The organism is Serratia sp. MMO-28, from assembly GCF_037199905.1.
GTDB classification, from domain to species: Bacteria; Pseudomonadota; Gammaproteobacteria; order Enterobacterales; family Enterobacteriaceae; genus Chania; species Chania oryzae.
The window spans coordinates 76,168-96,225 of the sequence record NZ_JBBCVB010000016.1 but is presented as its reverse complement, the minus strand read 5'-3'; the positions used below and the strand labels follow the sequence as shown (position 1 = coordinate 96,225).

Below are 20,058 nucleotides of genomic sequence, written 5' to 3'. Positions count from 1 at the left end.
CCAGAACCTTCTTTTTCAATCCGTAAATGGGACGATGTGATGTTAAAAAAATGTATCCTTCTTATTCTGTTATGTGTGATGTCGGCCACTGGTTTTTCTGCTGAGCCTGTTCGCCCAGAAGTGGCAGAACGGGTAAAGGCATGGGAGGGCAGCCAGGGTCTTCAGGTGTGGACGCTACGCTATGGCCAACGCTCAGAACAGAAAGCGCTAGTGCAGGTCACCAATGCCGACCATGAGTGGGATAAGAAAATCCAGCTGATGGATGTGGAGAGCAAAGGCGATCGCACTGACTATAGCGTCAGTGTGAACGGCAAAAAATTTGTGGCTCTGGTGATTAGCAACGGTAACTCGGGTGAATTATACCTGCCTGGGGAAAATGCCATTCACCCTATTTCCTACAGTAAGTCGCTTTCTGATGAAGGAGATGCGCAATACTTTTTGACCGACTTCCTTAAGCAAGAAGGTAAACTGCCAGAATAATAACCTTGGAGCTTCGTTTTCTCGGCCTTATATACCCAAAATAATTCGAGTTGCAGGAAGGCGGCGACGCAGTGAATCCCCAGGAGCTTACTCAAGTAAGTGACTGGGGTGAGCGAGGAAAGCCAACGCACATGCAACTTGAAGTATGAAGGGTATAACGATAAAGGCTGCCAGTATCGGATGGCAGCCAATAAAGCCGCGGTTTTGTGGTCTATTCCCGCAACGAATAACTCTCGCTATTAACCCAGGCGTGATCCTTTTCCCAAGTGAACTTCCACTGGCGCACCGGCCCGGCCATCACGTTGAGGTAATAGCTGTCATACCCCGCTAACGTGGCTACCGGGTGATAGCCGCGCGGTACTTTCACCACATCACGGTTATACACCGGCATGCATTCATCCAGCGCACGATCGTCGGTATACACCCGCTGCAGGCAGAAGCCCTGTTCGGGGTTAAGGCGGTGGTAATAGGTTTCTTCCAGATAGGTTTCATCCGGTGAATCCTCCCGATCGTGCTTATGGCTCGGGTAGGAACTGGTATTGCCTTCGTCGGTATAGACTTCGACCACCAGCAGGCTGTCGGCAGGGGCACTGTCCGGCAGGATATTGTGCACCAACCGCTGATTGCGGCCCTTGCCACGCCGCTCAACGCCGATCTCTGCCGGGGTGATCAGGCGCGAAGGCAAATACCCGCTGCCCGGTGCGCTGCATACCGCCAGTTCCAAGTCGCTTTCAGCTCGGACTTCTACACGATCCTGATGCGGAACATACACCGCATAAGGCGGGGTGCGTTCAAACGGGCTCATGCGTTTGCCAATATGCGGATAGTGCGCATGCTGAGTCGCGACAGAAGCAATGCCCGCCACCAGCACCAGGCACAGCTCTTTATCCGCACTGGCCAGTTGCAGCGTCTGCCCGGCCTGCAAGCGATAAACCTCAAACCCAACGTAACGCCAGCCCGCATTTTCTGGCGTCACCGCTTGAATGCGCCCCTGTGCGTCCGGCGGCTGGCATTTGGCGAGTAGTGAAGACATAGCGATTCTCCTGGTCTCTTCTCGGTTACCCCAACGTAGGCATACTGTATTCAGACAGCGTCTGCTGGCCGGTTGGCCAACGGGCGGTGGCGGTTTTCATGCGCGTATAGAAGCGCACGCCGTCGGTGCCATGGACGTTAAGCGCACCGAACACTGAGCGTTTCCAGCCGCCAAAGCTGTGAAACGCCATCGGTACCGGCACGGGTACATTAACGCCAACCATCCCGGCCTGCACTTCCTGCACAAACTGACGGGCATAGTGGCCGCTACTGGTAAAAATCGCGCTGCCGTTGCCAAATTCGTGGCTGTTCACCGTGTCGATGGCGGTCTGATAATCCGGTACGCGCACAATGCCCAGCACGGGCCCGAAGATCTCCTCACGGTAGATACGCATGTTCGGCGTGACGTTGTCGAACAACGTGCCGCCAACGTAATAGCCCTGCGGATAACCCGGTACCTGATAATGGCGGCCATCGGCCACCAGCGTGGCCCCCTCCTCCACACCGAGATCGATATACCCCAGCACTTTTTTCTGGTGGGCGGATGAAACCAGCGGCCCCATTTCGTTTTCTTCCCCACCCTGCTGCATACCTGGGCCAACGCGTAACTGGGCGATCAGCGGTTTAAGCTTGGCGATCAGCTTATCGGCGGTGCTGTCACCGACCACTACCGCCACCGGCAAAGCCATGCAACGCTCACCGGCCGAGCCGAATGCGCCGCCCATCAGGGCATTCACCGTCGCATCCAGATCGGCATCCGGCATCACGATGGCCTGATTCTTCGCCGCGCCAAACGCCTGCACGCGCTTACCGTGGGCACTTGCGGTGGTGTAAATATGCTCAGCCACCGCGGATGAGCCGACAAAACTCACCGCCTGAATGTGCGGATCGGTACACAACGGCGACGCTTCTTCGTTGGCACAGTGCACCACGTTAAATACCCCATCCGGCAGCCCGGCCTCTTGCAGTAGCTGCGCCAGGCGTACCGAGGCAGAAGGCACCAGCGCAGGGGGCTTCAGCACAAAGGTGTTACCGCAGACCAGTGCGATCGGGAACATCCACATTGGCACCATTGCCGGGAAGTTGAACGGGGTAATCCCCGCCACCACGCCCAGTGGCTGCATCAGTGAGAAACTGTCGACACCGCTTCCCACATCCGCTGAATACTCCCCCTTGATCAGATGCGGAATACCGCAGGCAAACTCCACCACTTCGATCCCGCGCGTCAGTTCACCCTGCGCATCGGAGTAGACCTTACCATGCTCGCTGACGATCAGCTGCGCCAGTTCTTCGCGGTGTTGCTCCAACAATGCTTTGAAATTGAACATGATACGTGCGCGGCGCAGCGGCGTGGTGCGCGACCACGCGGTGAATGCCTGATGAGCGACATCGATAGCCTGTTTCACCTCGGCGGCAGTGCTTTGCGTCACGCGGCGCTCAACCTGGCCGGTGGCCGGATTGTGTACGTCGACGGTTTGATTGCTGCTGCTCAGGCAAACCTGCCCGCCAATAAAGTTACCTACAGTTTTCATGTCCCCACCCTCTTTCAGTCCCAGCTGTTACAGACAGGCTAAATCCTGGCCAGATGCGAGAAACTCTATTTCAATGAAAAAAATATTTCAAATAAATTATTTTAGAAAATTTAATTTTAGTGCAGAACCTCGCAAATCTTGGCCAAAAGAGAAGATAAAAGCGCATCACTCTTGTCACGCCTTACCGATTCCTTGAACTCGATCAAACAATAAAATTTCAAATTCATATAAATATGAAATAAATATTCTTTTTAAAGATTGGATAGAAGCCCGGAGTGCAGCAACAAGCTGCGCGAATCCCCGTTACATACAGGAGTTAAACAGCATGGCCATTGCCTTAGAACGTTTTTGCATCAACCGCAAGATTGCGCCCAAGCTCAGTCTGAAAAGTTTCTTCCGCCTGGTGCAACGGTGCGGGCTCAACAAGGTTGAGTTGCGTAACGATATGCCGAGCGGCAGCGTCACTGATAACCTCAGCAACGTACAACTCAATACGCTAGCCACCGAATACGGGGTTGAGATCGTCACTATCAACGCCCTCGGGCAATTCAACCTGCTGGCCGATAAAGGCGCGCTCTTGGCCAGGGCAGAAGCCCTGTTGACCCAGGCTCAAGCCCTCCACTGCCGGGCGGTGGTGTTGTGCCCCAACTGCGACGCGAACGATCGCCGCAGTGAGGCACAAAAGCGTGAAGATACGCTGGAATCGCTGCAATTGCTGGCCCCGCTGTTCAAGCAGTACGGCATTGCAGGTTACGTTGAGCCCTTAGGCTTTGGCACCAGTTCTCTGCGCTCTTCGCTACTGACCCAGGCGCTGATCCGCGATGCGGCTGCGCCCTATAAAATGGTGCTGGATACCTTCCATCACTATCTGAGCGAGGTGAATCAGGCCGACTTTGATGCGCAGATTCAGGTCGACCAAATTGGTCTGGTGCATCTTTCCGGCGTGGAAGATCCGATGCTCAAAGGTGGGTTAACCGATGAACAGCGCATTATGTTGAGTGACAAAGATCGTTTGAAGAGTAAAGCACAGGTGCTGAATCTGGAGCGTTTGGGCTACCGGGGGCTCTATGCTTTCGAGCCCTTCTCTTCACAGCTTGATACCTGGACAGAGCAGGACATTGAGCGCGAGATCCGCCAAAGTATTGCGCTGTTGCAGGGGTAATCATCATCAGCCCCTTGCGTAAGCAAGGGGCTTTAATCTCGCCCCCAAAAGCGAATTATCTCATGCTGTTATTCAGGTTAATTTAACTTATAAAAACGCATCTGCCTTTCATTATTATCAGGATAAATCTCATAACATAAAGTTTGCTCTGAATACTATTTGTTTAATGTATAAAAACCAAACAATATGTTACTTAATCATTATTTTATGGTAAAAAAAACCTCATTAACCATTTCAAGGTAATATTAACTCTAAAATATACCTCTTAATTTCTTTTATCTTTACAAAAAGTTAAATATAACTTAAAAATCCACCCCACAGAAACATTCAAAACTTATACATCTTTTCGGAATTATCATGCATGGGATGCCATGCGTAATGCTGAATTTTTTAGCAAAAAAATTTCATATTTAGGCTCTGCTTTTCTAAAAAACCAGTCTGATAAGACCGATTTAATATCGACACTATGGGAAGTGTCGATAACAAAAAAGGGTAACGCATATACAAAGCGTTATCCCCTTAACGCTCACTGATAAGGATTTTGTGATGAAGAAGTCTCTAATTACTCGCATGTTAATCACCGGTATGGCGTTATCCAGCACTGCCTTTGCTGCTGACGGAGTGATTCATTTTACCGGAAAGGTGGTGGATAACGTCTGTAATGTCAGCCCAACCCTCAACGTCACCATGGATGATGTCTCTATTGATACTTTCCATGCTGTCGGTGACCGAGCTAACCCAAAAGATTTCACACTGGTCTTGACCGACTGCCCTGACACCCTCAATACGGCAAGTATACAGCTTGATGGTACCGCCAATGCCAGCGATCTCGATACCTTCCAACTGGATAATACCGGTCAGCCAGGGGTGGCCAGTGGTGTCGGGCTTGAAATCAAAAGTTATTCTGGCGTTGTCGCCCCTGGTGGTGCAACGGACCCTTGGCCATTGGATAAAGTCACTGGCACCAATTCGCTGCCTTTTACCGCATCCTATAAAATGACAGATGGCAAAATTACCGCCGGGGATGCTAACGTCTCGGTACAGTTCAGCGTTCTTTATAATTAATACCTGAGTCTTTCTGTAGAACAGCCATTCACCCCAAATAATTCGAGTTGCGGGGAGCGGTAATTGCCCCGCGGCTCTCAATATTCTGGGTGTCGCAACAACGCCTTATTCTCAATAATCAGGTAATCAATAATGAAAGCAGTTTTTATTTTGCTGATTGCAATATTAAGCCAATTTAGCGCCTATGCAGGGGTCATTATTGGCGGAACCCGCCTGGTTTATAATGGTAGCCAGAAAGAAGCCACCATTACGGTAAAAAACCCGGACGATATTCCCTATCTGGTACAGTCCTGGGCCAACACCACGGTTGAGGGAACAGAAAAAGCGCCGTTCCTGATTACACCCCCGCTGTTTCGTCTGGATGGCAAGCAGGAAAATACCTTGCGGGTGGTTCGCGTCGCCGGGCAATTACCGGAAGATAAAGAATCGCTGTTCTGGCTGAGCGTCAAATCCGTTCCCCCTGCAGAAGGGAAAGGCAATCAATTACAAATCGCCGTCAGAACCCGTATCAAGCTGATCTACCGCCCTGCCGGCCTGAAAGGTTCGCTGGACGAGGCAGCTAAAGCGTTGCGCTGGCAGCGCAGCGGCAACAGCCTGCAGGCATTCAACGACTCGCCCTATTACCTGAGTTTCTATTCTGTCTCACTGGCAAACGAAAAAATCAAAGAACCGCAGATGGTTGCCCCAGGGGCCTCGATCGGCTATAGGCTGCCCGCCAACGCGCAGGGCAACCACGTCAGTTGGCAGATTATTAACGACTTTGGCGGTATCAGTGAGGTTTATCAGCACAGGCTGTAAATCCTCTTGTTCGCATAGGTAATGCCACCACGCATTTCGCCATGGAATGTGACAGAACAAGGATCGTGAGTGAATGACAAGCACAACCCTCACAGGGGATTTGCCAAACCGCGTACCTAAGTTGGCACCGCTGGCGTGGCAGATAGGCTGCCTGCTTCTGCTGTGGAGTTCGCTGGCAAAGGCCGAGTATGTTTTCAGCCCTAACCTGCTGCAGATCGGCAACACGCCGAAAACGGACGTTGACCTGTCGGTGTTTTCCAACCAGAGCACTCAGGCCCCACCGGGGGAATACCGGGTCGATCTGTTTCTCAACGAAAAAAAGATCGATACCCGCACCCTGGCCTTTACATTGCAAAAAGACGCTCAGGGCAAAACCGCTCTGCAACCCTGCCTGAGCGTGGCGGATCTGACGGCGCTTAGCATCGATACCGCCGCGTTTCCCGCGCTGAATGCGCAGGCCAAATGTATCGATCTGACGCACGCTATCCCCCATGCCAGCGCCGAGTTTCAGTTCAGTCATCAGCAACTCAAACTCAGCATCCCACAGATCGCCTTGAAAAATCAGGCGCGCGGTTACGTCCCCCCCGAGCGCTGGGATAACGGCGTGCCCGCACTGTTCAGCAACTACGGTTTCAACGGGGCGCAGAGCCGCGGCCGCAGTGGAGGGCAACGGGACAGCAGCTATTTTCTCAGCCTGCGTAACGGTGCCAACCTGGGAGCCTGGCGCCTGAGAAACTACAGCATCTGGAACCGCGACGATCGGGGCGGCACGCACTTTAATGCCGTGAACACCTATCTACAACGTGACATCGTGCGGCTAAAAAGCCAGTTGACGCTGGGGGACACCACCACGCCCAGCAATATTTTTGACAGCCTGCCGTTTCGCGGCGTGCAGTTGGCTTCGGTAGACATGATGTATCCAGACAGCTTGCAAGGCTACTCCCCGGTGGTCAGAGGGATTGCCCGCAGCAATGCGCAGGTGACGGTGCGGCAAAACGGCCAGGTGATCGACCAACGCTACGTGCCCCCCGGTGAGTTTGAGATCGCCGATCTGTATGGCGTCTCCGGCAGCGGTGACTTGAATGTGACAATCGCCGAGAGCGACGGCAGCCAGCAGCAGTTGATTGTGCCCTTTGCTTCGCTGCCGGTGCTGCAGCGGGAAGGCCGCCTTAGCCACAGCGTCACGGCCGGGCAGTACCGCCCGAATGAGAATGGGGCCCGCGCTGATTTCTTCCAGGCGACGCTGATTTATGGCCTGCCGTGGGGGCTCACCGTCTATGGCGGCACGCAATTAGCCAGCCGCTACCGTTCTCTGGCCGCCGGTTTCGGCAAAAACATGGGTAACGCCGGGGCATTATCGCTGGACGTGACCCAGGGCTGGAGCCAGCTTCGCGCAGCGGATCACACTGAGCAGAACGACAGCCAAGGGCAGATGTGGCGCCTGCGTTACGGCAAAAGCTTCGATGCCACGGGCACGCGGCTGACGCTGGCGGGGTATCAGTACGCCAGCCAGGGGTTCGCAACGCTGCAGCAGACGCTGAACAGCGGCGTGGATAACGCTTCTGACTTTTCCAACCTGGGCACCCGAACCCGCAGCCGTCAGGAACTGACCATCCAGCAGGGGCTGGGAACGCTGAGCGGTTCACTAGCGCTGAACCTGGTGTCGGAACAGTTCAGGGGGAACAGCGGCAAGCGGCAGTCTATCAACCTGGGATACAACGGCAGCTTTAAAGGCGTGAGCTACAGCCTCAATTACAGCCAGAACAAGAACCATGCCGCCAACACGCCCCACAGCACCGATCGGGTAGTGGCACTCAACCTCAGCGTGCCGTTCAACCTCTGGTCGCAGCCTGCGTGGGTCAGTTACGGCATGAGCCATAGCAACAACCGCCAGACCACGCATACCCTCGGGCTTAACGGCAGTGCCGCCGACGGCACGCTCGACTGGGGGCTCTCTCAGGGTTACACCAACCAGGGCCAAGGGCAAAGCGGTAACGCCAGCCTGGCCTATCGTGCCCCACAGGCACTGCTCAGCACCAGTTTCAGCCACGACAGCAACCAGCAGCGCCTGAGCTATGGCGCGCAGGGCGGCGTGTTGATGCACGCCGGGGGGGTGACCCTTTCTCAACCGCTTAACGAAACGGTGGTGCTGGTGAAAGCGCCAGGGGCCGCAGGGGTTAACGTGCTCAATAACGCCGGGGTGAAAACCGATCGGCGCGGCTATGCCGTGGTGCCCTACGCCACGCCATACCGTGAAAACACCATTGCACTTGATCCAAGCTCGCTGGCCGATGATGTCGAGCTGACGTTAACCAGCAAAACGGTGGTGCCAACACAAGGGGCGGTGGTGCTGGCCGATTACCAGACCAAGGTGGGCAGCAGGCTGATGATGACGCTGCTGCAAGCAGGCGGCAAGCCGGTGCCTTTTGGTGCCCAGGCAGCGTTACAGGGCGCGGCAGAAGTAAACAGCAGTATTGTCGGTGACGGTGGCCAGGTCTACCTGACGGGGATGCCGGAAAGCGGCGTGCTGCAGGTGCAGTGGGGCGCGCAGCCAGACCAGCAATGTAGGGTGAATTACCGCCTGCCAGCGCCAACGGCAGAACCCGGCGTCCCGATGATCAACGGACAGTGTCTTTAAGGAGCACGGATGAAACAGCTGATAACAGGAGTGTGTCTGTTGGCGGGGGTCAGTGGATATGCCTGGGCCGCTCCCTGTGCACTGGATGGCCCTGCGGCAAAGATAACGGTCACCATTCCTCCTTTAATGGTACAGCGCGATCTGCCGGTGGGCAGCGTGATCTGGCAGCAAACCGCAGAGGCCAATCGGTCAATACTGACCGGGGAATGTGAAACGGCTAACACGTTGCGCAGTAATCTGGTGGGGCAGGACAGCGGCATGCTCAGCGGGCAAAGCCAGGTCTACAGCACCGGCCTCGCGGGTGTTGGATATGCTGTTTCCAGTACCCCAATGTTTAACGACGGTTGGCCAGATAATTATCATGAGGCCGCCCCTCCCAGCCCAATGACTTATTTCAGCCTGCGCCTGGTGGTCACTGGGCCAATCTCCTCCGGGGTGATCAACAGCGGTGAATATGCGCGCAAAACCGTGAACGGGCAGGTGGTAGAACAGTTGATGCTCTCCTCCCCGATAGCCATCACCCGCCAGGCCTGTGAAATGAACGACAGCCGGGACAGAGTGGTGCCGCTGCCCGCAGTGCTGCGCAGCGGTTTTAGCGGCCCGGGCAGTTCACAGGGCGAACAAACCTTTCAACTATCTCTAATCTGCGACGCCGGAGCACAAGTGAACATTCAGTTTGACGGCGAAGCTGACGCCAGCGGCACGCCGGGGGTGCTGGCGCTGGTGGATCAAGACCAACCCGGCGTGGCACGCGGTATTGGTGTGCAACTGTTGTACAACCAGACGCCGTTGAAACTGGGTGAGCGACTGCCGCTGGAAACCGCCCCGGCGGGCCTGCGTACCTATCCGTTTACCGTGCGTTATTACCAGACGCAGCCCCAGGTGGCCTCTGGCGACGTCAACGCCGTGGCGACATTTAATCTGACCTACCAATAAGGATATTCAGCATGATTAAGCGTATCACCCCCTTGGCTATTCTGGCCGCCACGCTACTGGCCCCACCGCTGTGGGCCGCCGATGGCACGATGACGTTCAGTGGCAAGCTTAAAGAAAATGCCTGCGAGCTGGATGCAGGCTCGAAGAAACAGACGTTGGACTTGGGCAGAAGGTCTACGGCACATATTGGGGCACTCGGTGGTCAAGGTGGTAGCTTCACTATCCAGCTCAATAATTGTCCAGCCAGTAGCAATCAGGTCCGTATTCGTTTTGAAGGAGAAAAAGCATTAAGCACAGGATATAACGCAGATAAGCTATTTGCTCTCAGTAACGCGGGGCAAACAGATGCCGCAAGCAACGCTGGCTTTATCATTTCAGACAACTTTGATTTCAGCAGCCTGGTTTCGGTTAATGGGGTCAGCAAAACCTACGATCTTCAAACGGGTGCAGGCACCATCAACAAGCTGCCATTCACTGTCGGATATTACACTTTGGAACCCGGTGCAATAATGCCTGGAACAGCCATAGCGAATATACAATTTAGCGTGGAATACCCTTGAGAAGACTGGCGTCTGGCTCGCCTTTTTAACCATCAGACAGTGATGTTATAGCACTACAGACATCCATCAAGACCTAAGGATATTGTGATGAAAAATATATATGGCATTTTATTATTCGCGATTGTCGGAATCACCTCTTTCAGTACATTGTCTGCCGATGGCAACGTGACTGTTACTGCCGAATTCTTTGATGCCACCTGCAACCTGCATGCCGACTCACACAACATGACGGTAGCACTGGATAATGTTCAACTGTCAGAATTGAAAACGCCAGGCGCTATTTCAAAAGCGGTGCCGTTCAATTTGAAATTTACTGACTGTGCGCTTAGCACGATCGCCTGGGTGGGTTTCGATGGCACAGCCGCAGAAAACAGCAGCATGGTCTTTGCTCTGGATGAACCAGGCCAAAGCTCTACTGCCAGCGGTGTAGGACTGGAGATCATTGACGACTACCGGGGAGAGGTTATGCCTGTGGGTTATGCACCGTCAGGGCGTTTGACTACAGGGCTTGCTCTGGTGGGAAAAGAGACTACCTTCCCTTATTCCGCACGCTATAAGTCTTTGAGTAATGATGTTAAACCTGGCAATGCCAATGTCACCGTGCAGTTTAACGTACGGTATGATTGATATATACCCAAAATAATTCGAGTTGCTTGTAGGCGGCAACGGAGTGACAAATCAGTCAAAGACTGATTTGAACAGCGCTTGCGCTGGCCCGTAGGGTGAGCCTCGAAGAGGCTCATAAGCCCCAGGAGCTTACTCAGGTAAGTGACTGGGGTGAACGACAAATCTGCCAGGAGCAGATTTGAACGCTGCTTGCAGCGGCCCCGAAGTGGCGAGGCCCACGGATGGGCCGAGTAACAAAGCCAACACCCAAGCAACTTAAAGTATGACGGGTATAGGCCTATTCTCCATCGTGTTTACCGCAGGCTAAGTAAACACGGTGGCAACTTTTACATTATTGGCTTCATCTATTTTGATAATAGATCAGCCAATTTTTACACGCTGGCTTAGTTTCCTCCTTTCCCTACTATTTCAACCGCTCCACCACCAGTTGCGCACGCGCGTTGTAGAACTTACGGTAGGCCAGATAGCAGGCAATAATGGTCGACAGGCTGGCGGTGGAAAGCAGCATAAAGGTCACCATAATCTGGTATTTGATCGCCTTTACCGGGTCGATCCCGGCAAAAATCAGCCCCGACATCATCCCCGGCAAACTCACCAGGCCTACGGTTTTCGCCGAGTCCACGGTGGGGATCAGCGAAGCGCGGATGCTGCTACGGATCAGCGCCGCAGAGGCAAATTTGGGGGAGGCCCCCAGGCTGAGCATTTCCTGGATTTTCTGCTGCTCACTGTGAAAGCGTTGCCCCAGATGGTTGTAGCACAACCCCACGGCCACCATGGCATTACCGGCGATCATGCCAGAGATGGGGATCACCTGCATCGGCGTGAAGGCGATTGAACGGGTTAACACCAGCACCACCAGCGTCAGCACCGCCCCGGTGGTGATGGCAATCAGGGAGATAGAAAAGGCGTGATCGATATATTTACTGCGCTTCTGCGCGTTGTACGCCGCATTAAAGCAGATAAACAACACCATCAGTACCGTCAGAATGTCATTATTTAAAGCAAAAATAGACTTCAGAACATAGCCGACGATAATCAGTTGCACCACCGCGCGGCAGATGCTCCAGATAATCTCTTTTTCCAGCGCCAGCTTTTCTCTGTGGCTGATCAGAATGGCGACCACCACCAAAATCATCGAAAGCCCCAATGATTCATTGGTAATACTATGCGGGTCCATCGGTACTCTCCTGAGCATTCGCGCCGTTAACCGGCAGGGTAATCACCTCATCTGCATGGCTGATTTCATCCTTATCGTGCGTCACCCACAGCACCGCCAGGCCCTGCTCGGCGACCAACCGATGGATCAGCGCATTAACGTTACGCTTGTTATCTTCATCCAGCGCGCTGGTGATTTCATCCAGCAGCAAGACCTTAGGCATAAACTGCAGGTTACGAATCAAGGAAATGCGCTGCTTCTCTCCACCGGATAGCTCGTTAATGCCTTTTTTCAACATGTCGCCAGGCAAAGCCAGGCGTTCAAGATCCCGCTGCATGGTGTTTTCGTCCGGCTTCAGCTTACGGATGTGGTAAGGCAGCGCGAGGTTGTCATAGACGGTGTCGCCAAACAACGAGGGCGTTTGAAAGCAGTAAGACACCTGTTTGCGGTAGTCCTCTGGCGCCATAGCATCAATGGATTTGCCGTCAAACAGAATGCGCCCACGAGTTGGGCTGATTAAAGATGAGACGATCTTCAGCAGCGTGCTCTTCCCACACCCCGAAGGCCCGGTAATCAGTTTAAATTCAACCGCTTGCAGCGCGAAAGAAACAGAATCCAGAATAACCGCCTGCCCGATTTGATAGTGGATATCATCCAAAACCAGTATGTCGTTACTGCCCTTCATGCTCACTCCGGTTTTTGCCTAGAAGTTCCATTATACCTCGCACCTTCCAGAGCATCGCCAAGCCCTCACTTTTTATGCGCAGAGGCCCGATCGGTGCAGATAAACCAACGCAATGAATTATTGATGCTGCGATGAGTGCAACAAACCTCCCCCTCTTTTTCCAGCGCCAGCAGCAGCGTGCGCGCCACATAGATGTTCTCACCACACCGATCTGCCAACTCCCGCGTTTTCGGCCACAGCTCCGGCGGCGGTAGCGTTTCCTGAGTCATGTGCAGCGCACACAAGCCTTGCAGCGCCTTTAGCATCTGCCGTTTTTTGAGCTCATATTTGATCGCGGTTTTCCTCATGGCGTTCTCCTCCATCGTGAATTTTAAGTATCTCTGTTCAGCGACGACGCCCCCATCGATACAGATGCAGGCCTATCGGTCAATCGACTAAGAATTTCCTGTGAAAATTTTTGCAAAACTGATTAACTCACCCCGATTTAAAATACATAACAGATACTCTTTAAGGGTTATTAAAGTGCGGACAAACGCAGGTGTCACGCAGGAATAAGTAAATTACACCACAATCAAATCGCATTTAAACACGCTCTAAAACCAAGCTACACATCACTTCATAATTAGAAAAATCTTAATCCATAAAATAACTCAACCACTCGCTACCTCGTTGACCTTTCGTTAAAAAACACCGTTCAAAAAATGTATGCCTCGCGTAAACACAGATTATTTTTATACATAAAAAACATAGCATTAACTAAAATACAATGAACCTAAACAATCAAGTAAAAACGGTTTAAAAACCCTATTAAAGACAGGTTGATATTGATGATTATATGGCTAAATGGCACGTTTTCGATCTTAAAAACCTGATAATATCATTTACAAAGAAGATTATTCTGATATACCTATATATACGATCTATTGATTTTCAATGGCATATTTTTTTAATTTTTTTTGGACTTATGTTCTGAATTCACTTAAGTACGGCAAAAACTATTTTCAACAACATCATTTATTTGCAAGAATATTCCCAGCAGGAAGCTATGGTGATATTCATATTTTTGCATCCATGATGACGATTTTAATCGTATCTCAAACCGTGCGTAATTCATCTCTGAATTACGCACGAAAGTGTATTGCCCGAGCCAAACGGACTGGCTCCAACTGCGGTATTCGTGACATGACGTTGCGGCTAACGCAGGTGATTTAGATGTGTTCTTCTTTTTATTTAAATACTCTCTACAGGAACTTGAGAAATGAAACTGAATAAATTAATGCTGGCAACTGTGATTGCTTTCTCTACTGCATCGGTTGCTCAGGCCGCATCTAACCAGGGCAGCGGCACCATCACCTTTACGGGTGACATCATTGATGCACCTTGCAGCGTTGCGCCGGAATCCGCCGATCAGACGGTCAAAATGGGCCAAATCAGCAGCCGAGTGCTGGCAAACCAGGGCAAATCCAACTCTCAGCCATTCAGTATTCAACTGAAAGACTGTGATATCACCACCAAGAAAAGCGTGAAAGTCGCCTTCACTGGCCAAACTGCCCAGGGTAACAACGATCTGCTGGGCTTGGTAGGTAGTGCCACAGGTGCTGGCATCCAACTGATTGACGGCGCTGGCAAGAAAGTGGCACTGAACGGCACACCAAGCGATGCAACCAATCTGCTGACAGGTGACAACACCCTGCAATTTGCTGCCTACCTGCAAGGCAGCACCGCCTCTGGCGCGGTAGAACCTGGTGATTTCACCAGCGTAGCGAACTTTACTCTGGCTTATCAGTAACCCTCTTGGGGATGCCTACCGGGCGTCCCCACACTGTCAGGTTCGCGGCAATCGGTAAAGGGACGCCGCAACAGGGAGAAGCCTCTATGACAACCCGCTACTGGAACGCACTGCTGGTTACGCTCAGCGTCTGCAGTGCATCAGCAACCGCCACAAACCAAGGCTATGGCAGAGTGCACTTAGGGGGCGAGATCGTGGAAACCCCTTGCAGCATCGCCAGCGACAGCCTGGATCAAACCATCGATTTTGGCCTGATGTCGATGGTCGATGCCGCCCCTGGCTCACAGCCCTTACTCGTCAGCAGCCGCCGTGATTTCCAAATCAAGCTGGTGAATTGCGTCTTGGCAAGCCAGGTAAAGCCGGGATTTACCTACCGCACGATGAACGTCATTTTCGATGGCGCGGCAGACGACGAAGAACCCGAATTATTGGCGATTACCGGTGATGCCAAAGGGGTGGCCATTGAATTACTCACCGATGTGGGTGACAGGCTGGCGCTGGGCAACAGCACGGCAGATTACCTGCTGGTTGACGATCACAATGTGTTGAACTTCAGCGCACAGTTGAAGCTCCACCCCGACTCTGCGCATGCGGGTGAATTCAGTTCTCTGGTGAAATTCACCCTGTCTTATCTTTAGCTTTATTTTCTAACGGTGCCTGATTAATGCACTGAATAACATCAAGTATTTACCTGTCCAGATCGTACGGATGACCTGTTGTAAGGCGCGGATTTGCCATGAGTGATTATTCTATGACGTCATTAATGACCAGGAAAAAAACACAGACCATCGTCATTCTCTCTTTTCTCTGTGGGCATCCGGTCTTTGCCGCTACGGAATTCAATACAGACGTGTTGGATATCGGCGATCGCAGCAAAGTGGATTTATCACGTTTCTCTGATGCCAATTACGTCATGCCCGGCACCTATCTGCTGGATATCAAAATCAATCAGAAAACGTTACCGCAGCGCAGTATCCAATATCTGACCCTGCCAGATAAGCAGAGCAGCCAGGTTTGCTTGCCGCCGGATTTGATTGAAAAGATGGCGCTGAAAGCCGAGGCCGCCAGCAAGGTCAGGCTGTGGCACGACAATCAGTGTGCCGATATCAGCGCCATTCAAGGTGCCACCGTTGCCAACCGCATTAACGGCGGCGTACTGGCGATCACCATTCCGCAGGCCTGGATGAAATACTCCGATCCCAACTGGACGCCGCCGGAACAGTGGGACGACGGTATCCCCGGCCTGCTGCTGGACTACAGCGTCAGCGGCCAGCTCGGCAGGAAAACCCATAGCAACACCACGTCGCAAAGCCTCAGCAGCTACGGCACCCTGGGGGCCAACCTGAGCTCATGGCGTTTGCGTGCCGACTACCAGGCCAACGCCAGCCGGTACGACGATCAACACAGCAGCAACTTTGACTGGAACCAGATCTATGCCTATCGCGCCCTGCCAATGCAGGCCGCCAAGTTGACCCTGGGTGAAATCTTCCTCAATTCCAACATATTCGATTCGTTCCGCTTCACCGGGGCTAATCTGGCGAGCGACGAACGTATGCTACCGCCAAGCCTGCAGGGTTACGCGCCAGAAGTGCGGGGGATCGCCAGAAGTAATGCCAAGGTCACCGTACTGCAGGAAGGCCGTACGCTGTACCAGACCAACGTCCCCGCCGGGCCGTTCGTGATCCAGGATCTCAACAGTTCGGTACGCGGCAGGCTGGACGTGCGGGTAGAAGAACAGGACGGCAGCGTCTCCACCTTCCAGGTCGATACCGCCACCATCCCTTACCTGACGCGCCCCGGCTATGTGCGCTACAACAGCGCTCTGGGTCGCCCCTCGACCTATAGCCACCATCTACAGGGGCCGCTGTTCTCCGCCAATGATTTTTCCTGGGGGATCAACAATGCCTGGTCACTGTACGGCGGTGCGTTGTTGGCCGGGAACTATAACGCCTGGGCGCTCGGGCTTGGCCGTGACCTGAACGTCTTTGGGGCGATGTCGCTGGACGTCACGCAATCCTTCGCCCGTCTGCCAAATGAGCCCACGGCCTCGGGCATGTCGTTCCAGGTTAACTACGCCAAGCGCTTTGATGAATACAACAGCCAAATCACCTTCGCCGGCTACCGCTTCTCACAGCGCAAGTTTATGAGCATGGCGCAGTACCTGCAGACGCGCTACAACAACAGCGACGATCGGTATAACGGGCGTGAAAAAGAGCTGTATACCCTCACCGCCAGCAAAACCTTTATGGCGCAGGACAGCATCAAAGCCATCACGGCCTATCTGAGCTATTCGCACCAGACCTATTGGGACGCGCGGACGCAGAACCGCTATGGCCTCTCCGCCAGCAAAATGTTCAATATTGCCGATTTCAGCAATATCACCGCCTCCTTGGCGGCATTCCGCACCACCTATCATGGCAAAACCGATGACAGCATTATGCTGAGCTTTACCGTGCCCATCGATGAACGCCGCCGCGTTGGCTACGCGCTGCAAACCAATAACAGTGATGTTACCCAGGTTGCGTCCTATACCGATGACACCAACCCGAACCAGACCTGGCAGGTCAGCAGCGGAGTCAATCAGGACGGCAAAGCGCTGGCGCGCGGGTTTTACACCTATAACGCTCCCTACGCTTCACTCAACGCCAACGTCTCTTATCAGCAGGATAACTACTCCTCGCTGGGCGGCACTTTCCGCAGCGGGATCACCGCCACCCAGTACGGCGTTGCCGCGCACCAAAACGCCAGCAACGGCGGCAGCCGCCTGATGCTCGACACCAGCGGGGTTGCCGGGGTACCCATCAACAATGGCCGGGCTTACAGCAACGGTTTAGGCCTGGCGGTGATTTCCGATATCACCAGCTACTACAACACCGACACGCGCATTGACGTCAACCGCTTGGCCGACGACGTGGAAGCCACTCGTGCCGTAGTGCAAGGCACGTTAACCGAGGGGGCCATCGGTTATCGCCGCTTCGAGGTGGTGAAAGGCAGCAAGTTGCTGGCGGTGATCAAGCTGGCGGACGGCAGCGAACCGCCGTTTGGCGCCACGGTATTAAACCAGCAGGGCCGGGAAATGGCGGTGGTGAGCGACGAAGGTTCGGTGTTCCTGACCGGCGTCCAGCCGGAAGAAACGCTGGACGTGGCCTGGGAAGGCCAACGCCAGTGCCGCATCGCTATTCCTGGCAGCGCCAAGCCGCTGGACCAACTGCTGCTGCCGTGCAGCAAGCTTTAATCCATCACACAGAGCCTACCGACGTGGGTTCTCATGAGAATTGATAAGTATGAATAACAACCTGTTAGTAAAAATAACCCTGGCCAGCCTGATGCTGGCCACCGCTACCCCAGCCGCGCGGGCGGCGATAGCGCTGGATCGCACCAGGGCGATTTATGTCAGTGATGCAAACGCCATCAGCCTGAACATAGTTAATGAAAACAAAGAGCTGCCTTTTCTTGCCCAGGCTTGGCTGGAAGATGAGCAGCACCAAAAAATCACCGCGCCACTGGTGGTGCTGCCACCGTTACAGCGGGTAGAACCCGATGAACGCAGCGTGGTGCGGATCACCAAAACCACCGGGGCCGATCGCTTACCACAGGATCGGGAATCGCTGTTTTATTTCAACCTGCGCGAGATCCCGCCCAAAAGCGCGAAAACCAACGTGATGCAGTTGGCCCTGCAGACCCAGATCAAACTGTTTTACCGGCCAAAAGCCATCGTGCAACCCAAGGGCCAGATCTGGCAGGAAAAACTGGTGTTCCACAAAAGCAGCAGCGGGATGACGATTGAAAACCCGACGCCGTTTTACATCACCCTTTCAAGTATGACGCGCAATCCCCTGAAACAGGGGGGCGGTGCGATTGATGACTTCCAGGCACTGATGTTATCCCCCAAATCCAGCGAAACGGTGAAACTGCGCGACGCAAACCTCAGCAGCTTTGTCGTGACCTATATCAATGACTTTGGCGGCCACCCGGAGCTGCGCTTCGTCTGCCACGGCAACCTTTGCCAAGCCGCCCCAGACTCCAAGCAATAAAGGAGCAACGGTATGGAAAAATTCATTGGCAGCCGTTGGCGGCCGCGGTTACTGGGCATCTTCCTGCCCGCTCTGCTGCTGAGCAGCGCCAGCACGCAGGCCGTTTCACTGCTTGAGGCGATTGAAGGCACCAGTGGCACCGTCCATTTTTACGGCGGCTTGCTGACTTCCCCCTGCAGCCTGACGCCTGACAGCCAGGATCAGGCGATCGACCTGGGGGAAATTAACGCGCGCGCCTTCCAGAATACGGGCGATCAGAGCCTACCGGTGCGCTTCAGCCTGTCGTTTCACAACTGTCTGCTAGGGGCGCGTGCCGTGGTGGACAACCCAAACGGGCAGCGTGATGCAGAAGCCACGCGCCTTTACTTGCAGGGTGAGCAGGCGGCCACGCTGCTGTTCCTCGGCGACAGCGACGTGCATAACCCAGAACTACTGAAGTTGCATGGTGGTGTGCAGGGCATCGCCCTGCGGCTGAAGGACGATCGGGGCCGTGACTTGCCTATCAACCAGCAAAGCCGGCCCTATATGCTGCAGCCCGGCAGCAATACGTTGTGGTTCAGCGCCCAGCTTGAATCCACCCAGCAATACACCCAGGCGAATGCGTTTGGAGGAGTGGTTCATGTCCAGATTGTTTACCTGTAAAGCGCTCGCTCTGCTGGCCTGCCTGTCGGCCTCTTTTAGCGTGCGGGCGCTGGAATGCCATTTAAATAGCGTCACTGGCATTACAGAAGAATCGGAAGATATCGGCCAACTGAAAATTCCAGCCACGCTGGAAATTGGCAGCAGGCTATGGACCTCACAACCCATGAGTCGCGATGTGATGTGTTGGGCATATGCTAGCGAACCAAATGGCGAGTGGGTTTATTTTTACCCCAACCCCGATGGCAAACAGATTGCCACTGGCATCTCAATGGGAGTGATCTACAACGGGGTCGACCTGGGCATTCTGAATAGCCGAGCACGAACGGATATGTTCCGTTACCCCAACCCACCTCAGTTAGGGAATGTCAGATACCAGGTATATCTGCAAAAAACTGGGCAGATTACCCCTGGGGGAGTCAGCCAAATTCCAGTGTTTCAGCTTGACGGTGTCGGAGGAATTAACGCCAAACCCGGTAGTAATTACCGTTTCACGCTAACCGGGCTGGATAAGATCCAGGTGATCCAATGTTCCGCCTCGGTAGAACTGACCACACCGGAGGGGGTGGACTTTGGCGAGATCCCATCCTGGCGCGCTGGCGCGGGCACGGTCGCCAGCAAAGACTTCACCATCATCATCCGCAAAAACGGTTGTAGCGACAATTTCGGCCTGAACGCCAACTTTACGGTGAAAAGCGGTTCACTGGTGGATCCGACCGGCCTGAATATGGATAACGGCTCAACCTTGCGTATTTACGACAATTCGAACCCAAAATGGATTAAATATAATCAATTCGACAGTTTTGCCGATATGAATGGCAAAGACGTGGTGCAGAAATCCTATACCGCATCGTTACAGGCTACGGGCGAAGGCCGAGAGGGGGATTTTAAAAAGACCCTTATTCTGCTGATTAACTATATCTAG

The 20,058-nt window shown here is 53.5% G+C and carries 19 protein-coding genes; 14 read left to right on the top strand and 5 right to left on the bottom strand.

Features of this window, described 5'->3' with window-relative positions:
* Positions 1–39: 39 nt before the first annotated feature.
* The gene (locus tag WG891_RS15490; protein ID WP_337263537.1) at positions 40–480 is read left to right on the top strand and encodes a hypothetical protein; all 441 of its coding nucleotides are present in this window, start codon (positions 40–42) and stop codon (positions 478–480) included.
* Positions 481–691: 211 nt separating this feature from the next.
* Here WG891_RS15490 and iolB read toward each other — a convergent pair whose 3' ends face one another.
* The gene (gene iolB / locus WG891_RS15485; RefSeq protein ID WP_337263538.1) at positions 692–1,513 is read right to left on the bottom strand and encodes a 5-deoxy-glucuronate isomerase; all 822 of its coding nucleotides are present in this window, start codon (positions 1,511–1,513) and stop codon (positions 692–694) included.
* A gap of 25 nt (positions 1,514–1,538) precedes the next feature.
* A complete protein-coding gene (locus WG891_RS15480) occupies positions 1,539–3,044 on the bottom strand; it encodes a CoA-acylating methylmalonate-semialdehyde dehydrogenase (protein WP_337263539.1) in 1,506 nt (501 codons plus the stop codon).
* 325 nt (positions 3,045–3,369) lie between these two features.
* Here WG891_RS15480 and WG891_RS15475 point away from each other — a divergent pair, with 325 nt between their 5' ends.
* The 7 genes from WG891_RS15475 to WG891_RS15445 all read left to right on the top strand — a co-directional run bounded on the left by WG891_RS15475 (position 3,370) and on the right by WG891_RS15445 (position 10,830).
* Positions 3,370–4,206, top strand: a complete 837-nt coding sequence (locus WG891_RS15475; RefSeq protein WP_337263540.1) for a TIM barrel protein — start codon at positions 3,370–3,372, stop codon at positions 4,204–4,206.
* 546 nt (positions 4,207–4,752) lie between these two features.
* Positions 4,753–5,271: a fimbrial protein gene (locus WG891_RS15470; RefSeq protein ID WP_158069124.1), complete on the top strand. Its 519-nt coding sequence runs from the start codon at positions 4,753–4,755 to the stop codon at positions 5,269–5,271.
* Positions 5,272–5,403: 132 nt separating this feature from the next.
* Positions 5,404–6,069, top strand: coding sequence for a fimbrial biogenesis chaperone (locus WG891_RS15465; protein ID WP_337263541.1), 666 nt, complete (start codon positions 5,404–5,406; stop codon positions 6,067–6,069).
* A 73-nt stretch (positions 6,070–6,142) separates the two neighbouring features.
* A complete protein-coding gene (locus tag WG891_RS15460) occupies positions 6,143–8,707 on the top strand; it encodes a fimbria/pilus outer membrane usher protein (protein WP_337263542.1) in 2,565 nt (854 codons plus the stop codon).
* A 9-nt stretch (positions 8,708–8,716) separates the two neighbouring features.
* Complete coding sequence (locus WG891_RS15455) at positions 8,717–9,643, top strand: fimbrial protein (protein ID WP_337263543.1); 927 nt, start codon at positions 8,717–8,719, stop codon at positions 9,641–9,643.
* Between the two features lie 11 nt (positions 9,644–9,654).
* Positions 9,655–10,203, top strand: a complete 549-nt coding sequence (locus WG891_RS15450) for a fimbrial protein (protein ID WP_337263544.1) — start codon at positions 9,655–9,657, stop codon at positions 10,201–10,203.
* Positions 10,204–10,290: 87 nt separating this feature from the next.
* Positions 10,291–10,830, top strand: coding sequence for a fimbrial protein (locus WG891_RS15445; RefSeq protein ID WP_337263545.1), 540 nt, complete (start codon positions 10,291–10,293; stop codon positions 10,828–10,830).
* Between the two features lie 403 nt (positions 10,831–11,233).
* On the opposite strand, the gene fetB is transcribed toward WG891_RS15445, so the two are convergent.
* The 3 genes from fetB to WG891_RS15430 all read right to left on the bottom strand — a co-directional run bounded on the left by fetB (position 11,234) and on the right by WG891_RS15430 (position 13,018).
* Positions 11,234–12,007, bottom strand: a complete 774-nt coding sequence (gene fetB / locus WG891_RS15440; RefSeq protein ID WP_337263546.1) for an iron efflux ABC transporter permease subunit FetB — start codon at positions 12,005–12,007, stop codon at positions 11,234–11,236.
* The gene (gene fetA, locus WG891_RS15435; RefSeq protein ID WP_337263547.1) at positions 11,994–12,671 is read right to left on the bottom strand and encodes an iron efflux ABC transporter ATP-binding subunit FetA; all 678 of its coding nucleotides are present in this window, start codon (positions 12,669–12,671) and stop codon (positions 11,994–11,996) included. The genes fetB and fetA overlap by 14 nt, the downstream gene beginning before the upstream one ends.
* 65 nt (positions 12,672–12,736) lie before the next feature.
* Positions 12,737–13,018 carry a hypothetical protein gene (locus WG891_RS15430; RefSeq protein WP_337263548.1) on the bottom strand — a complete coding sequence of 94 codons (282 nt, stop codon included), beginning with the start codon at positions 13,016–13,018 and terminating at the stop codon, positions 12,737–12,739.
* 911 nt (positions 13,019–13,929) lie between these two features.
* Here WG891_RS15430 and WG891_RS15425 point away from each other — a divergent pair.
* The 6 genes from WG891_RS15425 to WG891_RS15400 all read left to right on the top strand — a co-directional run bounded on the left by WG891_RS15425 (position 13,930) and on the right by WG891_RS15400 (position 20,058).
* Positions 13,930–14,460: a fimbrial protein gene (locus WG891_RS15425; RefSeq protein ID WP_337263549.1), complete on the top strand. Its 531-nt coding sequence runs from the start codon at positions 13,930–13,932 to the stop codon at positions 14,458–14,460.
* A gap of 86 nt (positions 14,461–14,546) precedes the next feature.
* Positions 14,547–15,098 (top strand): fimbrial protein, encoded by a 552-nt coding sequence (locus tag WG891_RS15420; RefSeq protein ID WP_337263550.1) that lies wholly within the window; start codon positions 14,547–14,549, stop codon positions 15,096–15,098.
* A 98-nt stretch (positions 15,099–15,196) separates the two neighbouring features.
* Positions 15,197–17,695, top strand: coding sequence for a fimbria/pilus outer membrane usher protein (locus WG891_RS15415; RefSeq protein ID WP_337263551.1), 2,499 nt, complete (start codon positions 15,197–15,199; stop codon positions 17,693–17,695).
* Positions 17,696–17,744: 49 nt separating this feature from the next.
* Positions 17,745–18,494, top strand: coding sequence for a fimbrial biogenesis chaperone (locus tag WG891_RS15410; RefSeq protein ID WP_337263552.1), 750 nt, complete (start codon positions 17,745–17,747; stop codon positions 18,492–18,494).
* 12 nt (positions 18,495–18,506) lie between these two features.
* Positions 18,507–19,136: a fimbrial protein gene (locus tag WG891_RS15405; protein ID WP_337263553.1), complete on the top strand. Its 630-nt coding sequence runs from the start codon at positions 18,507–18,509 to the stop codon at positions 19,134–19,136.
* Positions 19,114–20,058: a fimbrial protein gene (locus WG891_RS15400; RefSeq protein ID WP_337263554.1), complete on the top strand. Its 945-nt coding sequence runs from the start codon at positions 19,114–19,116 to the stop codon at positions 20,056–20,058. Before WG891_RS15405 ends, WG891_RS15400 begins: the two co-directional genes overlap by 23 nt.

Bases quoted from the DNA above. Each gene is read 5' to 3' on its own strand.
- WG891_RS15490 (WP_337263537.1), top strand. From the start codon at position 40: ATGTTAAAAAAATGTATCCTTCTTATTCTGTTATGTGTGATGTCGGCC.
- iolB (WP_337263538.1), bottom strand. From the start codon at position 1,513: ATGTCTTCACTACTCGCCAAATGCCAGCCGCCGGACGCACAGGGGCGC.
- WG891_RS15480 (WP_337263539.1), bottom strand. From the start codon at position 3,044: ATGAAAACTGTAGGTAACTTTATTGGCGGGCAGGTTTGCCTGAGCAGC.
- WG891_RS15475 (WP_337263540.1), top strand. From the start codon at position 3,370: ATGGCCATTGCCTTAGAACGTTTTTGCATCAACCGCAAGATTGCGCCC.
- WG891_RS15470 (WP_158069124.1), top strand. From the start codon at position 4,753: ATGAAGAAGTCTCTAATTACTCGCATGTTAATCACCGGTATGGCGTTA.
- WG891_RS15465 (WP_337263541.1), top strand. From the start codon at position 5,404: ATGAAAGCAGTTTTTATTTTGCTGATTGCAATATTAAGCCAATTTAGC.
- WG891_RS15460 (WP_337263542.1), top strand. From the start codon at position 6,143: ATGACAAGCACAACCCTCACAGGGGATTTGCCAAACCGCGTACCTAAG.
- WG891_RS15455 (WP_337263543.1), top strand. From the start codon at position 8,717: ATGAAACAGCTGATAACAGGAGTGTGTCTGTTGGCGGGGGTCAGTGGA.
- WG891_RS15450 (WP_337263544.1), top strand. From the start codon at position 9,655: ATGATTAAGCGTATCACCCCCTTGGCTATTCTGGCCGCCACGCTACTG.
- WG891_RS15445 (WP_337263545.1), top strand. From the start codon at position 10,291: ATGAAAAATATATATGGCATTTTATTATTCGCGATTGTCGGAATCACC.
- fetB (WP_337263546.1), bottom strand. From the start codon at position 12,007: ATGGACCCGCATAGTATTACCAATGAATCATTGGGGCTTTCGATGATT.
- fetA (WP_337263547.1), bottom strand. From the start codon at position 12,671: ATGAAGGGCAGTAACGACATACTGGTTTTGGATGATATCCACTATCAA.
- WG891_RS15430 (WP_337263548.1), bottom strand. From the start codon at position 13,018: ATGAGGAAAACCGCGATCAAATATGAGCTCAAAAAACGGCAGATGCTA.
- WG891_RS15425 (WP_337263549.1), top strand. From the start codon at position 13,930: ATGAAACTGAATAAATTAATGCTGGCAACTGTGATTGCTTTCTCTACT.
- WG891_RS15420 (WP_337263550.1), top strand. From the start codon at position 14,547: ATGACAACCCGCTACTGGAACGCACTGCTGGTTACGCTCAGCGTCTGC.
- WG891_RS15415 (WP_337263551.1), top strand. From the start codon at position 15,197: ATGAGTGATTATTCTATGACGTCATTAATGACCAGGAAAAAAACACAG.
- WG891_RS15410 (WP_337263552.1), top strand. From the start codon at position 17,745: ATGAATAACAACCTGTTAGTAAAAATAACCCTGGCCAGCCTGATGCTG.
- WG891_RS15405 (WP_337263553.1), top strand. From the start codon at position 18,507: ATGGAAAAATTCATTGGCAGCCGTTGGCGGCCGCGGTTACTGGGCATC.
- WG891_RS15400 (WP_337263554.1), top strand. From the start codon at position 19,114: ATGTCCAGATTGTTTACCTGTAAAGCGCTCGCTCTGCTGGCCTGCCTG.